The sequence below is a fragment of the Hydrotalea sandarakina genome, assembly GCF_003254115.1.
Classification (GTDB): Bacteria; Bacteroidota; Bacteroidia; order Chitinophagales; family Chitinophagaceae; genus Hydrotalea; species Hydrotalea sandarakina.
This window is the reverse complement of sequence record NZ_QKZV01000009.1, coordinates 27684-43958: the sequence shown is the minus strand read 5'-3', so window position 1 is coordinate 43958 and position 16275 is coordinate 27684. Positions and strand designations below refer to the sequence as shown.

Sequence of the window (16275 nt, the reverse complement as noted above, 5' to 3'; positions counted from 1 at the left end):
AAAAGTAAGGCAATAAAATAACGTTATTGGGCCGGTAAAACAATTTACAACTTTTGGGCTATAAGCCTAAGTACATCAGCCGTGCCATTGTGAAATTTTCCTTCAGACAAATGAATTTGTTTTTGGCCGCAACTAATAATGTGTAATAATTGAAAGTCGGCGCATAAGGATGGTGCATCATATAATAAAGCAGGGTCTGCAGGGCCGCCACTTTTAAATTGAATTTGTTCTTTGCTAAACGCTTCTAAAACCAAGTAGCCGCCCGGCTTTATGGCGTTTACTATTTTGCTGTGAAAGGCTTTTCGAAGCGGTTCGGGTAAATGCACGTAAATAAGTGCCACTGCATCATATTGTTTTGTTGGTTCAAAATCGGCAATATCTTTTACTTCGTAATGAATATTAGATAATCCCAATGCTTCAGCCTTTTTTAGTGCTTTATTCCGCGCTACTTCGCTATAGTCAAAGGCATCAACGGTATACCCTTTCTGTGCGGCATAAATGGCATTTCTGCCTTCTCCTTCGGCGGGTAATAATATTGTGCCCGGTTTGTTTGTATCGATAAATGATTTAAAAAATAAATTGGGTTCATCACCATACACGGTTTCATTTTCACTATAACGTTGATCCCAAAAATTTTTTATCATAGCTTAACTGTTTAAACGAATGCTTCAATACAAATAAATGTCGGGCACAATGCTTATTAATCAACCGGGTTTTTGCTTGCTATTTTTCTGCTTGTGTTACAGGTAATAACTCTTCATCAATTACCTGTTTAAATACTTTTTTAGGTAATGCACCAGGCTGCATCATGGGTTGACCTTGTGCAGGAATGAATAAAAAAGTTGGAATACTTTGAATGCCAAATACTGCAGCTAATTCTTGTTCTTTTTCGGTATCTACTTTATAGATATTCAATTTTCCGGCATATTCATCAGATAATTCTTCCAATACAGGTGCTACCATTTTACAAGGACCGCACCAATCGGCATAAAAATCAATAATTGCAGGTAATGTTCCTTGGTATTTCCATTCCTGCTCTTTTGTATAATCAAAAATTTGATCTTTAAATTCTTGAGTAGTTAAGTGTTTTGTTGCCATTGTATCAATTTTATGCAAACTTACTTCATTTATTAGAATGTTTTAGTGATGTTTATCACATAAGCCCTATTACTTTTTTGTTGAATAATGATTGGCGTTTAAGGGTGATATATGTCACAGTACAGGCTAATTGCGCAGAATAATTTTGCAATAAATTTTAACGCAATGCTAAGATTGAACAGAATGAAGTACTTATTAAATGCCTTTATTGGCCTATGTTTTCTTTTATTTCAGCAAACGGTATTAGCACAGGATAGTACCCAACAGCTAACACTTTCCGATGCTATTGCACGGGCTGAAGCCAACAATAAAGCTATACAACTGGCCGGTATTGACGAACAAATTGCTCAAAGTAATTACAAGCAAACATCGGCCATATTCTTACCCCAGGTTGGCGTATCCTATACAGCCATGAGTACCAATAATCCTTTAAATGCCTTTGGTTTTAAGTTACAACAAAAAACTATTACACAAGCTGATTTTAATCCGGATTTATTGAATCATCCTTCCGGCACACCTGATTTTTCTACGCAATTATCTGTGCAGCAGCCATTGGTGAATTTAGATATGCTTTATATGCGTAAAGGTGCCGAAAAGCAAACAGAACTTTATCAGTTTAAAACAAAGCGCACTAAAGAATATATTGCTTTTGAAGTGCAAAAAGCCTATTTGCAATTACAATTGGCATACGATGCCGTAAAAGTGTTGCAAGAAGCGCAGCAAACGGCGCATGCTATGTACCAATTAACACAAAACTATTTTAATCAGGGATTGGTACAAAAATCTGATTTGTTGAATGCACAGGTACATGAAAACATGGTAACTACACAATTGGCTAATGCTAAAAGCAATATTAAAAATGCCAGCGATTATCTTAGTTTTTTAATGGGCGCCCCAACCGGAACTACCTATACCATTGATAAAGTTGTATTTGATAATACATTATCCGGTGATTCTATTACTAAAGTTCCTGAAGCACGTGCCGATTTTATGGCCATGCAAAAAGCTATTGAAGCCAGTAACTTAATGATTAAAAGCAGTAAAATGAGTTATCTGCCAAAACTAAACGCATTTGGCAATTATCAACTTAATGACAAAAGTATGTTTGGCTTTGGTGCCAATGCTTATTTAGCAGGTGTGCAATTATCATGGAATTTATTTAATGGTAACCGAACTAAAAATACTATAGTAACACAAACGCTTGAACGTAATAAGCTGCAACAGCAATTATCTCAACAAAAAGAACAAAGCCAACTTGAGTTGAATAAGACATATCGCGATTTGCATGATGCAGGCTATCAAATTACTCAACAACAATCTGCCATACAACAAGCAAGTGAGGCTTTGCGAATTTTGCAAAATCGCTACGAACAAGGATTGGTAAAGACTACCGATGTGCTAATGGCCGAAACACAGTTGGCACAACAAAAATTAGGCTTAGCCCAAGCACAGTTTAATTATCAAACTACGCAAGCTTATTTACAATTTTTAACCCAAACTTCCAATAACACTAAATATTAATCAACAATTTAACCTGCCTGAGAATAAAATATACAATCAGGTTTTATACAACTAAAAAATTATGCAGATGAATAAAAATGTAAAAACCACTACCGTTATGTTGGCATTAACAGGTATATTATTAACTGCCTGTTCTTCCAATGAAAAAAAAGCTGAAACAACTACTGTTGTTACTCCTATTGAGGTAAAACTTTCTATGCCTAATGCTGCAACACAAAATGCATTAAGCTTAGGCGGACAAATTGAAGCGGTACAAAGTGCCAATATTAGCACAAGGGTAATGGGGTACATTACATCCATGCGTGTAAAAGTGGGCGACCATGTTTCACAAGGTCAATTACTTGCTACCATTAGTAATCAGGATATATTGGCTAAACGTGCACAAGCCGATGCTATGATTGCCGAAGCCGAAGCTGCGTTGCGTAATGCCCAAAAAGATTACGATCGTTTTACTGCTTTATACCAACAACAAAGTGCATCTGCAAAAGAATTGGATAATGTAACCCTGCAATACAATGCAGCAAAATCACGAGTAGATGCTGCTAAACAAATGCGTAATGAAGTAAATGCCATGTTGGCTTATACCAATTTAACTGCACCTTTTAGTGGTGTGGTAACTCAAAAAATGGCTGATGCCGGAAGTATGGCAAACCCCGGAATGCCTTTGCTTACCATTGAAAAATCAGGCAGTTTCCAAGTTAGTATTGCTGTTCCCGAATCGCAAATTAATTATGTAAAAATGGGTAACGTAGTACCATTATACATTCAAGCCATTAATAAAAGTATTAAAGGTACAATAACACAAATCAGTGAAAGTGCGCAATACACCGGTGGTCAATATATGGTTAAGGTAGCAATACCCGAAAATGAGAAAGCAGGTTTATATGCCGGTATGTATGTTACTGCACAGTTGCCGATTAAAGGTAATGTTGCTGTTGTTAATACCGGCAGTGATGCGGTTATGGTGCCTGTATCTGCTATTGTAACAAAAGATGAATTAACCGGCTTATATACTGTTTCCGCCAATCACACTGCTTTATTGCGTTGGGTTCGTTTGGGTAAGCAAATGGGGAATGAAGTTGAGGTATTGTCAGGTTTAAGCAAAGATGAACCCTTTATTCTATCTGCCAACGGCAAATTAGCCGATGGTGTTCCGGTAAAAGAAATGAAATAACAATTGAGCAATCATTGAATAGTTTTTTAAATTATTAAATATTATTATGGAAAAAGGATTTGCGGGAAATATTGCCAAAGCATTCATACAGAGTAAGCTAACTATTCTGTTAATGATTGCATTTTTATTGATAGGTGCTTACAGTACCTATTTAATTCCGCGGGAAGAAGAGCCCCAAATTGAAGTGCCAATGGCCGATGTATTGGTGGGTTTCCCCGGTGCTGAACCTAAAGAAGTTGAAACAAAAGTAACTGCCCCTTTAGAAAAAATTATTTCAAATGTAAAAGGTGTTGAATACGTTTATTCAACTACCATGCAAGGTAGGGCTATGCTTATTGTTCAGTTTTATGTGGGCGAAGATGTTGAGCGCTCATTAGTAAAATTGTACAATGAGTTAATGAAGAATATGGACAAGTTGCCGCAAGGTGTAACACTGCCGTTGGTAAAAACTCGTGCCATAGATGATGTGCCTGTGTTAGGCCTAACCTTGTGGAGCAATAAATATGATGATTATGCCCTGCGACAAATGGGTGAGGTTTTAACCAATGAAATAAAAAAGATACCTGATGTTTCTGCTGTTAATATTATTGGCGGACGCAGCCGTGAGGTGAAAGTGCTGTTGAACAAAGATAAAATGGCTGAATACCATGTTGACTTTTTAAGCATTGCCAAACAAATGCAGGGTAATAATGCGCAATTAGCTTCCGGTAACCTTCTAAAAAGCGATACTGCATTCGCAGTTGAAACAGGTAATTTTTTAACCAATGCTGATGATGTGGCGAATTTAATTATTGGTACTAATCAACAGCAACCTGTTTTCTTACGTCAGGTAGCAAAAGTTGTGGATGGTCCGGAAACCCCCAGTCAGTATGTGTATTTTGGTTATGGGAAAGCCGATACGTCAAAAGATGCCCGTTATGCTTCAGCTTATCCTGCTGTAACACTTTCTATTGCCAAGAAAAAGGGTGCTGATGCTATGCAGATTTCAGAAGAAATTCTTTCTAAAATAAATCACATCAAGTCGGAGGTAATCCCTGCCGATGTGCATATTACCACTACTCGTAACTATGGAGAAACCGCTTCAGAAAAAGTATCTGAATTATTGTTTCACTTGTTTATTGCCATAGTAGTCGTTACTTTATTTGTAATGCTGGCCATGGGCTGGAGAGGTGGTTTAGTAGTATTTTTATCTGTACCTGTAACTTTTGCATTAACCCTGTTTGCTTATTACTTTTTACATTATACGTTAAACCGCATTACTTTATTTGCGCTGGTGTTTATTACCGGTATTGTAGTAGATGATTCTATTATTATTGCTGAAAATATGCACCGCCATTTTAAAATGAAGCGACTGCCCCCTTTACAAGCTGCTATTTATGCTATTAATGAAGTAGGTAACCCAACTATATTGGCCACTTTTACAGTAATTGCAGCAGTATTGCCAATGGCTTTCGTATCAGGATTAATGGGTCCGTATATGAGTCCCATGCCCATTGGTGCTTCAATTGCCATGATGCTTTCATTAATTGTAGCGTTAACCTTAACACCTTACCTCGGTTATTTATTCTTACGCGAAAAAGAAAAGCATGGTAAAGAAAAACCACCGGTAGTATTGGAAAAAACAGGCATTTATAAAATTTATAAATCCTTTATTAACCCCATGCTGCAAAGCCGTTGGAAGCGTTGGGCATTCATGATTAGCATAGTGGTAATATTGCTGGCATCTATGATGATGTTCTACACAAAGGCAGTAGCCGTTAAGATGTTACCCTTTGATAATAAGAATGAATTTCAGATTGTAATTGATATGCCTGAAGGTTCAACCTTGGAAAAAACTGCAGCAGTTACTAAAGAAATAGCTGAATATGTTTCCCAACAACCTATGGTTGAGAATTATCAAGAATACATTGGCACTTCGGGGCCTATTAGCTTTAATGGATTAGTGCGCCATTACGACTTTAGAAGAGGCGATAACATGGCTGATATTCAGGTGAACTTAATTAAAAAAGAAGATAGGAAAGAGCAAAGCCATGCTATAGCCAAAAGTATGCGCCCCGGTATTCAGGAAATTGCTAAGCAATACAATGCTAATGTTAAAGTAGTTGAAGTTCCACCCGGACCACCGGTATTATCTACTTTGGTTGCAGAAGTTTATGGACCCGATTACAGGCAGCAAATTGAAATTGCCCGTCAAATTAAAAAGCTGTTTACCCAAACGCCCGATGTAGTTGATGTTGACTGGCGAGTAGAGCATGACCAAACTGAATATAAGTTTGATGTTGATAAGGAAAAAGCCATGCGTTATGGCATTGCGCCTGCACAGGTAGTAGCTACCATGCATGCAGCACTGTCAAACAGCAATGTGGGAACGTTACATGTTCCGGCAAGCTATGATCCTGTTAATATTTCATTGCAGTTAAGTGATGCTGATAAGTCAGATATTAATGCATTGAAAAATTTAAAAATCATCAATCAACAAGGTATGGCTATTCCTGTGGGCGATTTAGTAACCATTACACGTGGTATTAAAGAAAAAAGTATTTACAGGAAAAATCAAAAGCGAGTGGTTTATGTAACGGCTGATATGGCGGGAAAATTAGAAAGTCCTTCATATGCAATGAGTGATATTTCTGATAAGCTAAACAGCATTAAACTGCCTGCAGGCTATACATTGAAGGAAGAATATACGCATGCACCCAGGTTAGAAGATCATTTCTCGCTAAAGTGGGATGGTGAGTGGCAGATTACCTATGAAGTGTTCCGCGATTTAGGTATTGCATTTGTAGTAGTAATTATCATTATTTACATGTTAATAGTAGGATGGTTCCAAAACTTTACCGTGCCTATTATTATGTTAGCTGCCATACCTTTATCATTAATCGGGATTATTATTGGACACTGGATGATGGGTGCCTTCTTTACTGCAACATCTATGATTGGCTTTATTGCCTTAGCGGGTGTAATGGTGCGGAATTCGGTATTGTTAATTGACTTTATTAATATTCGTTTACGCGAAGGTATTCCGTTAAAACAAGCTATTATTGAAGCAGGTGCTGTGCGTACTACGCCAATTTTATTAACAGCAGGTGCAGTTGCTTTAGGTGCTATAGTTATATTGTTTGATCCTATTTTCCAAGGTTTGGCCATTTCATTAATGGGCGGAACCATTACATCAACTTTCTTAACTTTATTGGTAGTGCCTTTGTTGTATTATAAAATGATGCGTAAAAAATATCCAGAATCTTCAACACCTACTAATAATGATGGCGAAAATACCATCACACAATAATCACCTTTAAAACAATGGTATATGAAAATGTTAGTCATCACAAGTATTAAAGAGGATTTACTGGCTGTAACCCATATCCTCGAAAAAGCCAAAGTGCCGGTATTTAGTGTTACCGATACCATTGGCCATAAATCAGAACACAATAATTATGTGTTGAATAATTGGTTTGCCAGTGGCGATGCGCAAACCAGTGCGCTATTCTTTTTCAGTTTTACTGATGATGATAAAGCACAACAGGCACTGGAATTAGTAAAGAAGTTTAATAATGAAACGCCCAGTGCATTCCCCATTCGTGCATTCATAGTGCCGGTTGAGGCAAGCAGTTATTAATTTTTTAAAATAAAAAAAATAAAAAAATGAGAGAACGTATTGTTCGTGCCGTTGCAGGCAGTATCGTATTATTGAGTGTAGTACTAATTTACTTTGTATCCATTAACTGGATATGGTTAACTGTTTTTGTAGGGGTTAATTTGCTACAATCTTCCTTTACCCGTTTTTGCCCCTTAGAAAAAATATTAGATGGTTTTGGTGTACCCTCTAATAATGGAAAATGTTGTTGAGTTAGAGCGTAATGTGGTTGATGGTAAGGCTAACTGGAAAAGCTTGCTCCAGTTGTGGAATTAAAATTCCGTCTCCCCGAAACCGCTGCTGATTGATGAACTAAATGTGCAAGCTTAAAACCAAAAGTACAATAGCTTTCCGTCAATCCGGACTGAAGCCAAATTGCGAACTGCTGCTGCTAAAATCTTCCAGCCTTACTTGCAGCAAACCCATGTTGGCAGAAGTCGCATAACAGTTTTATTAATGAAAAGATGGTGTTATAATAAAATTTAATAAAAAAATTAGGGTTATCAATTTTGCAATAACCCTAATTTTCTTATTAGTTATTATTTGAATATCGTTTTTTTATGTTACTGTATGCAAGTAAAACTATAGGTATTGAGCTAATTATAAAGGTTATTGGCTTCAATTCCTTAAAGAGTATATAATATGTAAATGTACCTGCAATTGAAGAAATTAAAAATATCAGAAATAATTTCAGAAAAAGAAGTGATTTTTTATTTTTCATTTAAAATTATGTTTTTTATTTTAAGATATACATTACAGCTTCATATGCTGAACCAGCAGCACTTGCAGAAACTATTGCTGCACCGTAAGCAACAGTGCCAGGTCCAACAATTATATTAGCTGCAGCTGCACCGACTGCACCACCCACTGCACCAGCAACATCACCTTTTGCAGCTTGTTTTATACCGCCCCAAACACTACCCCAAAACCCAAAGGTAGATACTTGTGCGTTTAATGTAGCAATAGTTGTACCTACACTTGGTGAATTTAATTTTACCCAATTTGGACCTTCGGAATTCCAGTATGTAATAGAACTTCTTGCAACGTTAGTAGCAATATAAATTATACTTTGTTGCACCTCAGTAAGATTTAAATTAGGAACTTTATTCTCGATTGCAGTAATTTTATTTCCTGTTACTACCAAATCATTGTCAATATTAACATTATCTATAACGGAATATAATTCATCTAATAAAGTAATCTGAGAAGTTGTCAAGTTATTTGCTATACTCTCAGTAAATAGATGTGTGTTGGCCATAATTGGTATGCCTGCGAATGTATTATTGACATAATAATACCCTAACTCTTTTTCAAGTGTTGAGATATTTGGAGTGTTATTTAAATCGTTGAGAATTATATTTTGTGAGATGTCTAATGCTTGAGAAGCATTAAGCACATTATCGACTCCAAAAGTGTTGATGTTAGTCAAATTGCTTTTTTGTCTATTAAGCAATCCATTGTATACATTGGAAAGCTCTTGATTATGTTTACTACCATAAATTTGGAAGTCTTTTGCATTTAAAACTTTGTTTTGTGGAATTGTCATTTTTGTCGTTTTATTGCACGCAATAAAACCTAACATAATTGTAACTGCGAGCAATAGGAAATTTTTTTTCATTGGTTATATTTTAAATTTTTTGTCAAATGGGAATACCCCTGTGCAGTTTGACTTGCTGCATTTTGTAGCAAATTTTTTACGCTCTTACATATTCTTGTGAAGTTCTTAATGTGTCAAGGTTTCTTAATGTCCTGTTTTGAACTGTCGAAGTTTGGAGTGCTGCGATATTATTTCTGCTAACAGTGTGGTTGCTGTTAGCCTTTTTGCATTAAAAACGTTTTCCAACTGAAAAGCCCAACCAGGGTACAAATCCATAACGATTAATAACCGGGGTGAAACTTATACGCCATAGCATGTTTTGCGTGGTATGTCTTCTGTAACCAATACTTGGAATAAAGTTTACAAAATGGTCATCAGCAATTGTTTTCTTTTCCCAAAATAATTTAGCATTTTCACGGGCAAAGGTGGTACCTAAACCAACATCAATAAATCCTTTAGGATTGTTGGTGGTGAATAAATAATTGATGCCGATGGGTATAGCTAAATAAAATGCATTCTCTGAATACATACCCACCCCAATACGAACGCCTAAGCCTGGTTGCTTGGTTAATTGTCGTTCATAGTTAATGCCTGCAAACAAACTATTACCACCCGCTTCTATATAAATATCATTTCTTTTAAAAGAATTTTGCGAAAAGCAGGTGAATGTAAAAGCTAATATTAGAATAGTGAAGAGTATTTGTTTCATTGGATTGGTTTAAAAATTATATGATAATGCTGGTGTTAAGGTAACTGCTTCAAATGTGCCGGTAGAGATTAAAAAATAAACTCTGGAACGGATTCCTAAACTAAAGTGGCGGTCTATTGGTTTAAAATATCCAAGCCCTGCAAATATGCCACCTTCTTCTAATCCATCATGTTTGTAATCTCTTTCATCTAAGGTGATTAAATTATTGAAGTTTTCAAGAAGAATTTCTTGTTGACGAGAACGTAAATAGAACAAACCTGCCTGATATTTCCAGTTGTTTTTTCGTTTGTTAAATGTACCCTCATATGAAAATTGATAAAAATAATTAATGTGACGAATTGAATAATTGTTAATTTGTAAATAAATGCTGTTGAAGGGGCCATCAAAATTAACTCGCTTACTATTGATTGATTGGGCGTAAGCAATGCTTAATGTTGAGCTACTATCCATTTTAAATTTTAGTTCTAAGCCTGCAATTGAACCCACAAAATTCTTTTTATAAAAATAGGTTTTAGGGTTAGGCCCACCCAGCTCATCATAGCTTCTCACAAAAAAATTTCCATTTAATCCATAATTCGCTTCTAATGAAAATTTACTTTTTTGAGCGTGTAACACCACACTATTTATAAGAAAAATACCCATAATTAATGTTATCTTTTGTTTCATGTTACTGTGGTTTTACATTGTAAATAACTTTTTGTTTTGGTGGTGTTATCATAGTGTTGCAAAACATCACTTCATCTGTGTTACTCAAATTTCTCATTTGAAAATTTATTTTTGTACCTGATAATTTAAATTGAGTGGGAAGTGTAAGAGTAGATAAACTATCTTCTGTGTTGTTTTTAGTTATATATTTAATAATAAATACATACCCGGTACTACCTGAACAGCTGTTTATATTTCGATCTACACTACCTTTAAAAAATTCAGGAGAATTTTTACGACACGATAAAAATGTCAGCAAAACTGCGGAAATAAAAAAGAAAAATTTCATAATGAGATTTTTAATTGTTTTGAAATAGTCTTTTATATGCATAGTGGGCTATGCTCCCTTAATAATTGATGGTTTTTATTTTCATGACCATTGTGTTTTATTCTGCAATCACTTAATTATTGGGGTGTGTCCAACAGGGTTGCTTACAAATTTTAAATTGATGATGTATAAGAATATTTTTTTATTGTATTGATACATTTTGAATATAGCTAAAAAATGAAATAGGATATAATTATACATGGTAATAAAGTTTAACGCAACAATATTAAATAATAAAATTAATAACTATTCAATTATTTTAATTAAATTTTAAAAATATCGTGTTTTTATGGTGTTTTATTACCAAAAAAGGTAAAATTTGATGTAAATGAGTAGATTATAAATAATATATTATTTTATTTAATTGCAGTTTAACAACTTTAAATTAAATAACTTATCATTTGTATTGTTATGAGTTGTAGCAGTGGTTACAAAGTAAGGAATGGGCAATGTGTAATTTCCCCCATTCCTATTTTTTCGTTGTGTACAAGTTGCTTAAAATGATTGTTGCGTTTCGAGTGGACAATGGTTTATTTAAAAACATAACCAATTGAAACAACCGCTTGCAGCGCCCCATTAAATCCGGATACTGTTGTACTGGTTTCATTTAATATCAAAATACCACCATAGCCATTAAAATAAAATTGTTTAAATTGTTTTTGATAGCCTATGTTTAGGTAAATACCTGCCTGTTTCGGTGCTGCATCTTTTTCCGAAACTTGTTTTGATTTGCTTTGAATGGCAAATGGGTTGGTTAACAGATATTGACTGAGTGAAAGATAACCACCTGTATAATTTTTGGTATGCCTTAATTTTTTTGTTCTGTTTTGCAAAGCATAATAATATCTTATTTCCGCAGTTCCTGTAAAATGATAACTAGTAACCGGGTCTGCCACATAAACACCAAATGATTGATTATACATTCTTACCCCCGCATTCACTGCTACCGATACATTTTTATCCAGCGCATGTTCATAATTACCCAGTAACATTATATCAGGTACATAGTAGCTCAAATTCTTTAGGGGTGTTGCTATGGTTAACCTATAAATATTTTTCTGTATAAAATAGGCATTACTATCCGAACTATTCAGTTTCTTTTCATTAAAATCATTGTTTCCCCCTTTTTGACAAAACACATAAATAGGTATAAAAAATATAGTTAACAAGATAATTTTTTTCATATTATATATTTTATTACATTTATTTTTTCTGTATAATTGCTCTTATGCCATGCCAATTACTTCCTACTCTTGCTCTGGCATAAAAACTTCCAGCTTTCAATTCATATTTGTAATTATACTGAGCAGGGTAACCACCTGGTACACCTCCATTAACTTTATAAGTAACTCCAATATTTTGATCTAAAATCCATGTATTTTCGTGGCTATATCCTTGTGCTTTTTCTCCTTTACCTAATTGCCACTTTAACCTATACTGATTGTCAAGATTATTCATCACTTTTGTATATTCTGCCCATCTTGTACTATAGGATCTATCGATTTGATTTAATATTTTATTCTCAAATTGATTAAATAAATTAGTATATACATTCCCAACAAGATGATTAAATCCATTATCTAAATAAGTTGCAACTTCACTATTTGTAAGTGAATATTGTAATGCACTTACACTTATGTTTACATGTAATGCCTGTAATAAGTGATTCCCTAATTTAAAGTCTGCAAAACCTGCTACTTCTGGTTTACTAGGAACGGCATAAGAGTTTGGATGTGGCATTATATAATTGGTTTCTAAACTCATATTATCAAATCCAGTAAATAATTCATCAGCGTAAGATGCGCCCCAGTATGTAATCCATAAAAATTTTTTCTCTCTTTGTATCTTAGCTTTCATTTCAATTTTATTGTAAATGCCTAAAAATTCAATTTTTCTTGTTTTAAAATTCAATCTTCTCTTATCCCAGTCATTAAATATTATGGCTAAATTATCATTGTTAAAATCTGGTTTTATGAAATTAACATAATAATCCGGAACACCATTAATACCCGGTGCACCTCCGCCGCCAAAGTCGGGCATGCCACCGTTTATTTCTTGTAAATAAATAATTTTATTTAAATTTAATATATCATCGCCTAATGCAGCTTCATCTCTGATAACACCTGTTATCACTTCGTATTGATTATTGCCTAGTGGTGTTTCATTGGGAATAGCTAAAAAATTTGGATTATAGAATAGATTATCTACATTATCCTGGAATAATTCCAGATAGGCATCAATAACATCCATATTAACCTGAAACTGTCCAATACGCGTAAATTGGTATAACTGGTTTTCAATAATTACATCTAAGTCTTCATTAACAATTTGTTGTAATGTTTCATTGGGTAGCGCTTCCATTTTCATGTCTATCAAATACTCTTCCTGACTCACTATTGAATTGGGAGTTGAATTTTGTGTTAATAATGCAGTATGTTTATTCTCTGATGATTTAGCTTCAAAATTGTTTACAACTGTTTTAAAACTTTTAAAGTGGGGTAATACCAGGTGAGCATACTCCGGAGATTGTTCTACTTTTTCATAAAAAGCTTTAAAACTTTCTTTGTTGGCAAATTGTAAAATTCCATTGGGAAAGTGTTTGTCTATTCTGATGGTTGGAATTAGTAAATTGTTATAATTGTTTATCCCCCGGAAATCTTTAGAACATGAGGCCATGAATAGAAGAACCGGTAGTGTTGCTAATATAATTTTTGTATTCATTTTCATTACATTTTAAATTATTATGTAAAAACTATTTTTATAGGTTAATTATTAAACCGGAAAACGGGTAAAAAAAGAAATAGGATAGGGTTTTACATGATAATTTATTTTAACGCAACAATATTAAATAATAAAATTAATAACTATTCAATTATTTTAATTAAATTTTAAAAATACCGTGTTTTTACGGTGTATTATTACCAAAAAAGGTAAAATTTGATGTAAATGAGTAGTGTATAAATACTTAAAAATAATTATATTATTATGGTTTCTTTCAATCCTTAAAAAAGTAGATGGCATCATTCGTCTGAAACCTGTTCGCCAAGCCAACTTGTGTTTTTATAAACTTTATTATAAGAGTATACGACATAAAAATAAAAAGGCTGCCGTTGAAAGGCAACCCTTGTATGTTGTAATGTAATTGGTAATAAGATAATTATAACTGAGCTGCTTTGGCTAAATAGGCTGCCAATTGTTGAATGGCGGCGGCATCTACTTTAATTTGTTCCTGTGCTTCCTGCCAGTTGCGTTGCTCTATGGCTTCGCGTATGCCGGGCATGGTTTTAACGCCATAGCCGGTATAAAAGCCCGGTGCATATAAAGTGTGTTTGTACCAGGGGCGGCGGGGTAATCCGTTTAACGATAACAATTGCTGCTCGGCCCGGTATAATGCCTCATTAAACTTAGCCTGCATACCGGGATTATTCAACATTTTTTCCCAGGTTTTGGCCAAGCTATCACTTCCGGTTTTTAAGGCAACAATGGCATTTTGTATGGGTGAAAAATCTAAGTAGGGTACTGCCGGTTTTTCAGTAGGGAATACCATTTTCTTTGTAGGGTCGGCAGCTAATTCAAATTGTCGGGTAGCAATCATTTTGTTTTCTACCATGGTGCTCATGCGCATTTGTTGCACGTTTTGCATTAACTCGTTAATGTACCCATCAACTGTTTTGTGTAAACTTCTAAAATCAAAAGGCAATACATCGGCTTCTGCCATGCGTAAAGCAGCTCTTCCTGCGGTTTGCGCCAAGGCCACACCGTAAGCAAATGTAGGGTCTTTAAAACGGCGGTACATATCCCATGAATCATAAATAGAGTGGTATTCGCCGCCAGCATCTTCACCCCCAAAACCTAAATCTAAACAAGGCACGCCTAAGTGCTGAATAAAAGAAGAATAATCAGAGCCTGAGCCCATTGCACCCAGCTCTAAAGTGTGCTGATTCATTAAAGCTTGTTTCTTTTCATCAGAGATTGCATGTACCATTTGCTCTGCAATTCTTCTTTTAAAAATACTTACACCGGTTTCAGGGTCTTTTACTGTTTCGCTTATTTGATACATAAAATGATTAAGTGCATGTGAACCTTCTGCATTCAAAAAGCCCCTGCCGTTACCATCAGAGTTAATGTAAACCACGGCTTTTTGTTGTAACTCTTTACCATGATCTTCTGCCCATTCGGTACTGCCTAATAAACCGGGTTCTTCACCATCCCATGCACAATACACCAATGTTCTTTTCGGTTGCCATCCTTTTTTTACCAATTCGCCTATGGCGCGTGCTTCTTCAAGCATAGCAGATTGGCCGGCAATTGGATCGGCAGCTCCAAATACCCAGGCATCGTGGTGATTGCCTCTTATTACCCATTCATCGGGGTAAGTGCTTCCTTTTATCTTAGCAATTACATCATAAGCCGGACGTATCTTCCAATCAAAGGCTAATTTTAAATGTACAACTGCTTTCCCCGGTCCTACATGATAAGTAATGGGTAATCCACCGGTCCAATCTGCAGGGGCAACAGGTCCATCTAATGCTGCTAATAAGGGTTGTGCATCATGATAACTAATGGGTAATACAGGGATTTTTAAAATTGTAGTGGCATCTTTTCTGTCTAAGCGTTGCGCATTTTCAGTAGCGCCAACGCCCGGTGTTAAGGGATCGCCGGGATAAATAACCATATCCATTACACTACCTCTTTGCACCCCATATTCATTTTTAAAAGGGCCTTTGGGATATACATCACCACGGCTATAACCATCATCTTTAGGATCAGAATAAATAATGCAACCTACTGCGCCATGTTCGTATGCTACCTTAGGTTTAATGCCTCGCCAGCTGCGGCCATATTTTGCAATTACAATTTTTCCTTTTACATCAACACCCATTTTAGCCAATGTTTCATAATCGCTGGGTAAACCATAATTTACAAATACTAATGGGGCTGTAACATCGCCATCGGCACTCCAGGCATTGTAAGTAGGTAGTTGCCCTTCTACAGCACTGGTGCCATCTTCTTTTAAAGCAGGTTCTTTTAAAATGGCGGTGTACTGTGTTGGCGATGTCATTTCTAAAACACGTGTAACCGGTGTAGGAAACAATACCTGGTATGTTTCTATTTGCGCATCCCATCCCCACTGTTTAAACTTTGCCAATATTGCATCTGCAACTGCTTTACTGCCCGGTGAGCCAATGGCATGTGGTTTAGCGGAAAGTTCCTGAATGGTATTGCCCACATTTTTTGCATTCAATAAGCCATCAAATTGTTGCTCCAAAGCTTGTTGTTTGGCACTGCTTTCTTTAGTAAAGCCGGTAATGGTGCCGGTTTGTGAAAAAACAGGATGCTGTAAACTACATAAACCAATGCCAAGTAGCAGAAGTGTTTTTCTCATGTTGGTTGTTTTGTGTGTTGAAGAAATAATTACTTGTAGCAATTTAACTTTTTTTGCATGAAAAATGGGTGCCTAATTGATGGATGGTGTTGATTAAAGTGTTTTTTAATGCTGATGGTA

14 protein-coding genes are annotated in these 16275 nt (G+C 35.4%); 5 read left to right on the top strand and 9 right to left on the bottom strand.

Annotated elements, in window-relative coordinates:
• Positions 1–44: 44 nt before the first annotated feature.
• Positions 45–644, bottom strand: a complete 600-nt coding sequence (locus tag LX80_RS12245; protein WP_211307766.1) for a class I SAM-dependent methyltransferase — start codon at positions 642–644, stop codon at positions 45–47.
• A 79-nt stretch (positions 645–723) separates the two neighbouring features.
• A complete protein-coding gene (gene trxA / locus LX80_RS12240) occupies positions 724–1098 on the bottom strand; it encodes a thioredoxin (RefSeq protein ID WP_111296868.1) in 375 nt (124 codons plus the stop codon).
• A 183-nt stretch (positions 1099–1281) separates the two neighbouring features.
• On the opposite strand from trxA, the gene LX80_RS12235 reads away from it, so the two are divergent.
• The 5 genes from LX80_RS12235 to LX80_RS12215 all read left to right on the top strand — a co-directional run bounded on the left by LX80_RS12235 (position 1282) and on the right by LX80_RS12215 (position 7642).
• Positions 1282–2619: a TolC family protein gene (locus tag LX80_RS12235; RefSeq protein WP_111296866.1), complete on the top strand. Its 1338-nt coding sequence runs from the start codon at positions 1282–1284 to the stop codon at positions 2617–2619.
• 61 nt (positions 2620–2680) lie between these two features.
• A complete protein-coding gene (locus LX80_RS12230; RefSeq protein WP_245898060.1) occupies positions 2681–3793 on the top strand; it encodes an efflux RND transporter periplasmic adaptor subunit in 1113 nt (370 codons plus the stop codon).
• Between the two features lie 46 nt (positions 3794–3839).
• On the top strand, positions 3840–7082 hold the full coding sequence (locus LX80_RS12225; RefSeq protein ID WP_111296862.1) for an efflux RND transporter permease subunit: 3243 nt from the start codon (positions 3840–3842) through the stop codon (positions 7080–7082).
• 21 nt (positions 7083–7103) lie between these two features.
• Positions 7104–7412 (top strand): hypothetical protein, encoded by a 309-nt coding sequence (locus LX80_RS12220; RefSeq protein WP_111296860.1) that lies wholly within the window; start codon positions 7104–7106, stop codon positions 7410–7412.
• Positions 7413–7438: 26 nt separating this feature from the next.
• Positions 7439–7642 (top strand): YgaP family membrane protein, encoded by a 204-nt coding sequence (locus LX80_RS12215; RefSeq protein WP_111296858.1) that lies wholly within the window; start codon positions 7439–7441, stop codon positions 7640–7642.
• Between the two features lie 524 nt (positions 7643–8166).
• On the opposite strand, the gene LX80_RS12210 is transcribed toward LX80_RS12215, so the two are convergent.
• From LX80_RS12210 to LX80_RS12180, 7 genes are all read right to left on the bottom strand, one after another.
• Positions 8167–9048, bottom strand: coding sequence for a hypothetical protein (locus LX80_RS12210; RefSeq protein WP_111296856.1), 882 nt, complete (start codon positions 9046–9048; stop codon positions 8167–8169).
• A gap of 208 nt (positions 9049–9256) precedes the next feature.
• On the bottom strand, positions 9257–9736 hold the full coding sequence (locus tag LX80_RS12205) for a hypothetical protein (RefSeq protein WP_111296854.1): 480 nt from the start codon (positions 9734–9736) through the stop codon (positions 9257–9259).
• A 9-nt stretch (positions 9737–9745) separates the two neighbouring features.
• Complete coding sequence (locus tag LX80_RS12200) at positions 9746–10402, bottom strand: hypothetical protein (protein ID WP_111296852.1); 657 nt, start codon at positions 10400–10402, stop codon at positions 9746–9748.
• 1 nt (position 10403) lies between these two features.
• Entirely contained in the window at positions 10404–10730 is a 327-nt protein-coding gene (locus tag LX80_RS12195; protein ID WP_111296850.1) for a hypothetical protein, read from the bottom strand.
• A gap of 569 nt (positions 10731–11299) precedes the next feature.
• On the bottom strand, positions 11300–11953 hold the full coding sequence (locus LX80_RS12190; RefSeq protein ID WP_111296848.1) for a hypothetical protein: 654 nt from the start codon (positions 11951–11953) through the stop codon (positions 11300–11302).
• Between the two features lie 19 nt (positions 11954–11972).
• Complete coding sequence (locus tag LX80_RS12185) at positions 11973–13490, bottom strand: hypothetical protein (protein WP_146250508.1); 1518 nt, start codon at positions 13488–13490, stop codon at positions 11973–11975.
• 436 nt (positions 13491–13926) lie between these two features.
• Positions 13927–16155, bottom strand: coding sequence for a M28 family metallopeptidase (locus LX80_RS12180; protein WP_111297001.1), 2229 nt, complete (start codon positions 16153–16155; stop codon positions 13927–13929).
• Between the last annotated feature and the right edge of the window lie 120 nt (positions 16156–16275).

What these genes read in the sequence shown, in the direction of transcription:
- LX80_RS12190 (WP_111296848.1), bottom strand. Translation starts at nt 11,953, where the DNA reads ATGAAAAAAATTATCTTGTTAACTATATTTTTTATACCTATTTATGTG.
- LX80_RS12185 (WP_146250508.1), bottom strand. Translation starts at nt 13,490, where the DNA reads ATGAATACAAAAATTATATTAGCAACACTACCGGTTCTTCTATTCATG.
- LX80_RS12220 (WP_111296860.1), top strand. Translation starts at nt 7,104, where the DNA reads ATGAAAATGTTAGTCATCACAAGTATTAAAGAGGATTTACTGGCTGTA.
- LX80_RS12230 (WP_245898060.1), top strand. Translation starts at nt 2,681, where the DNA reads ATGCAGATGAATAAAAATGTAAAAACCACTACCGTTATGTTGGCATTA.
- LX80_RS12195 (WP_111296850.1), bottom strand. Translation starts at nt 10,730, where the DNA reads ATGAAATTTTTCTTTTTTATTTCCGCAGTTTTGCTGACATTTTTATCG.
- LX80_RS12215 (WP_111296858.1), top strand. Translation starts at nt 7,439, where the DNA reads ATGAGAGAACGTATTGTTCGTGCCGTTGCAGGCAGTATCGTATTATTG.
- LX80_RS12245 (WP_211307766.1), bottom strand. Translation starts at nt 644, where the DNA reads ATGATAAAAAATTTTTGGGATCAACGTTATAGTGAAAATGAAACCGTG.
- LX80_RS12235 (WP_111296866.1), top strand. Translation starts at nt 1,282, where the DNA reads ATGAAGTACTTATTAAATGCCTTTATTGGCCTATGTTTTCTTTTATTT.
- LX80_RS12200 (WP_111296852.1), bottom strand. Translation starts at nt 10,402, where the DNA reads ATGAAACAAAAGATAACATTAATTATGGGTATTTTTCTTATAAATAGT.
- LX80_RS12210 (WP_111296856.1), bottom strand. Translation starts at nt 9,048, where the DNA reads ATGAAAAAAAATTTCCTATTGCTCGCAGTTACAATTATGTTAGGTTTT.
- LX80_RS12225 (WP_111296862.1), top strand. Translation starts at nt 3,840, where the DNA reads ATGGAAAAAGGATTTGCGGGAAATATTGCCAAAGCATTCATACAGAGT.
- trxA (WP_111296868.1), bottom strand. Translation starts at nt 1,098, where the DNA reads ATGGCAACAAAACACTTAACTACTCAAGAATTTAAAGATCAAATTTTT.
- LX80_RS12180 (WP_111297001.1), bottom strand. Translation starts at nt 16,155, where the DNA reads ATGAGAAAAACACTTCTGCTACTTGGCATTGGTTTATGTAGTTTACAG.
- LX80_RS12205 (WP_111296854.1), bottom strand. Translation starts at nt 9,736, where the DNA reads ATGAAACAAATACTCTTCACTATTCTAATATTAGCTTTTACATTCACC.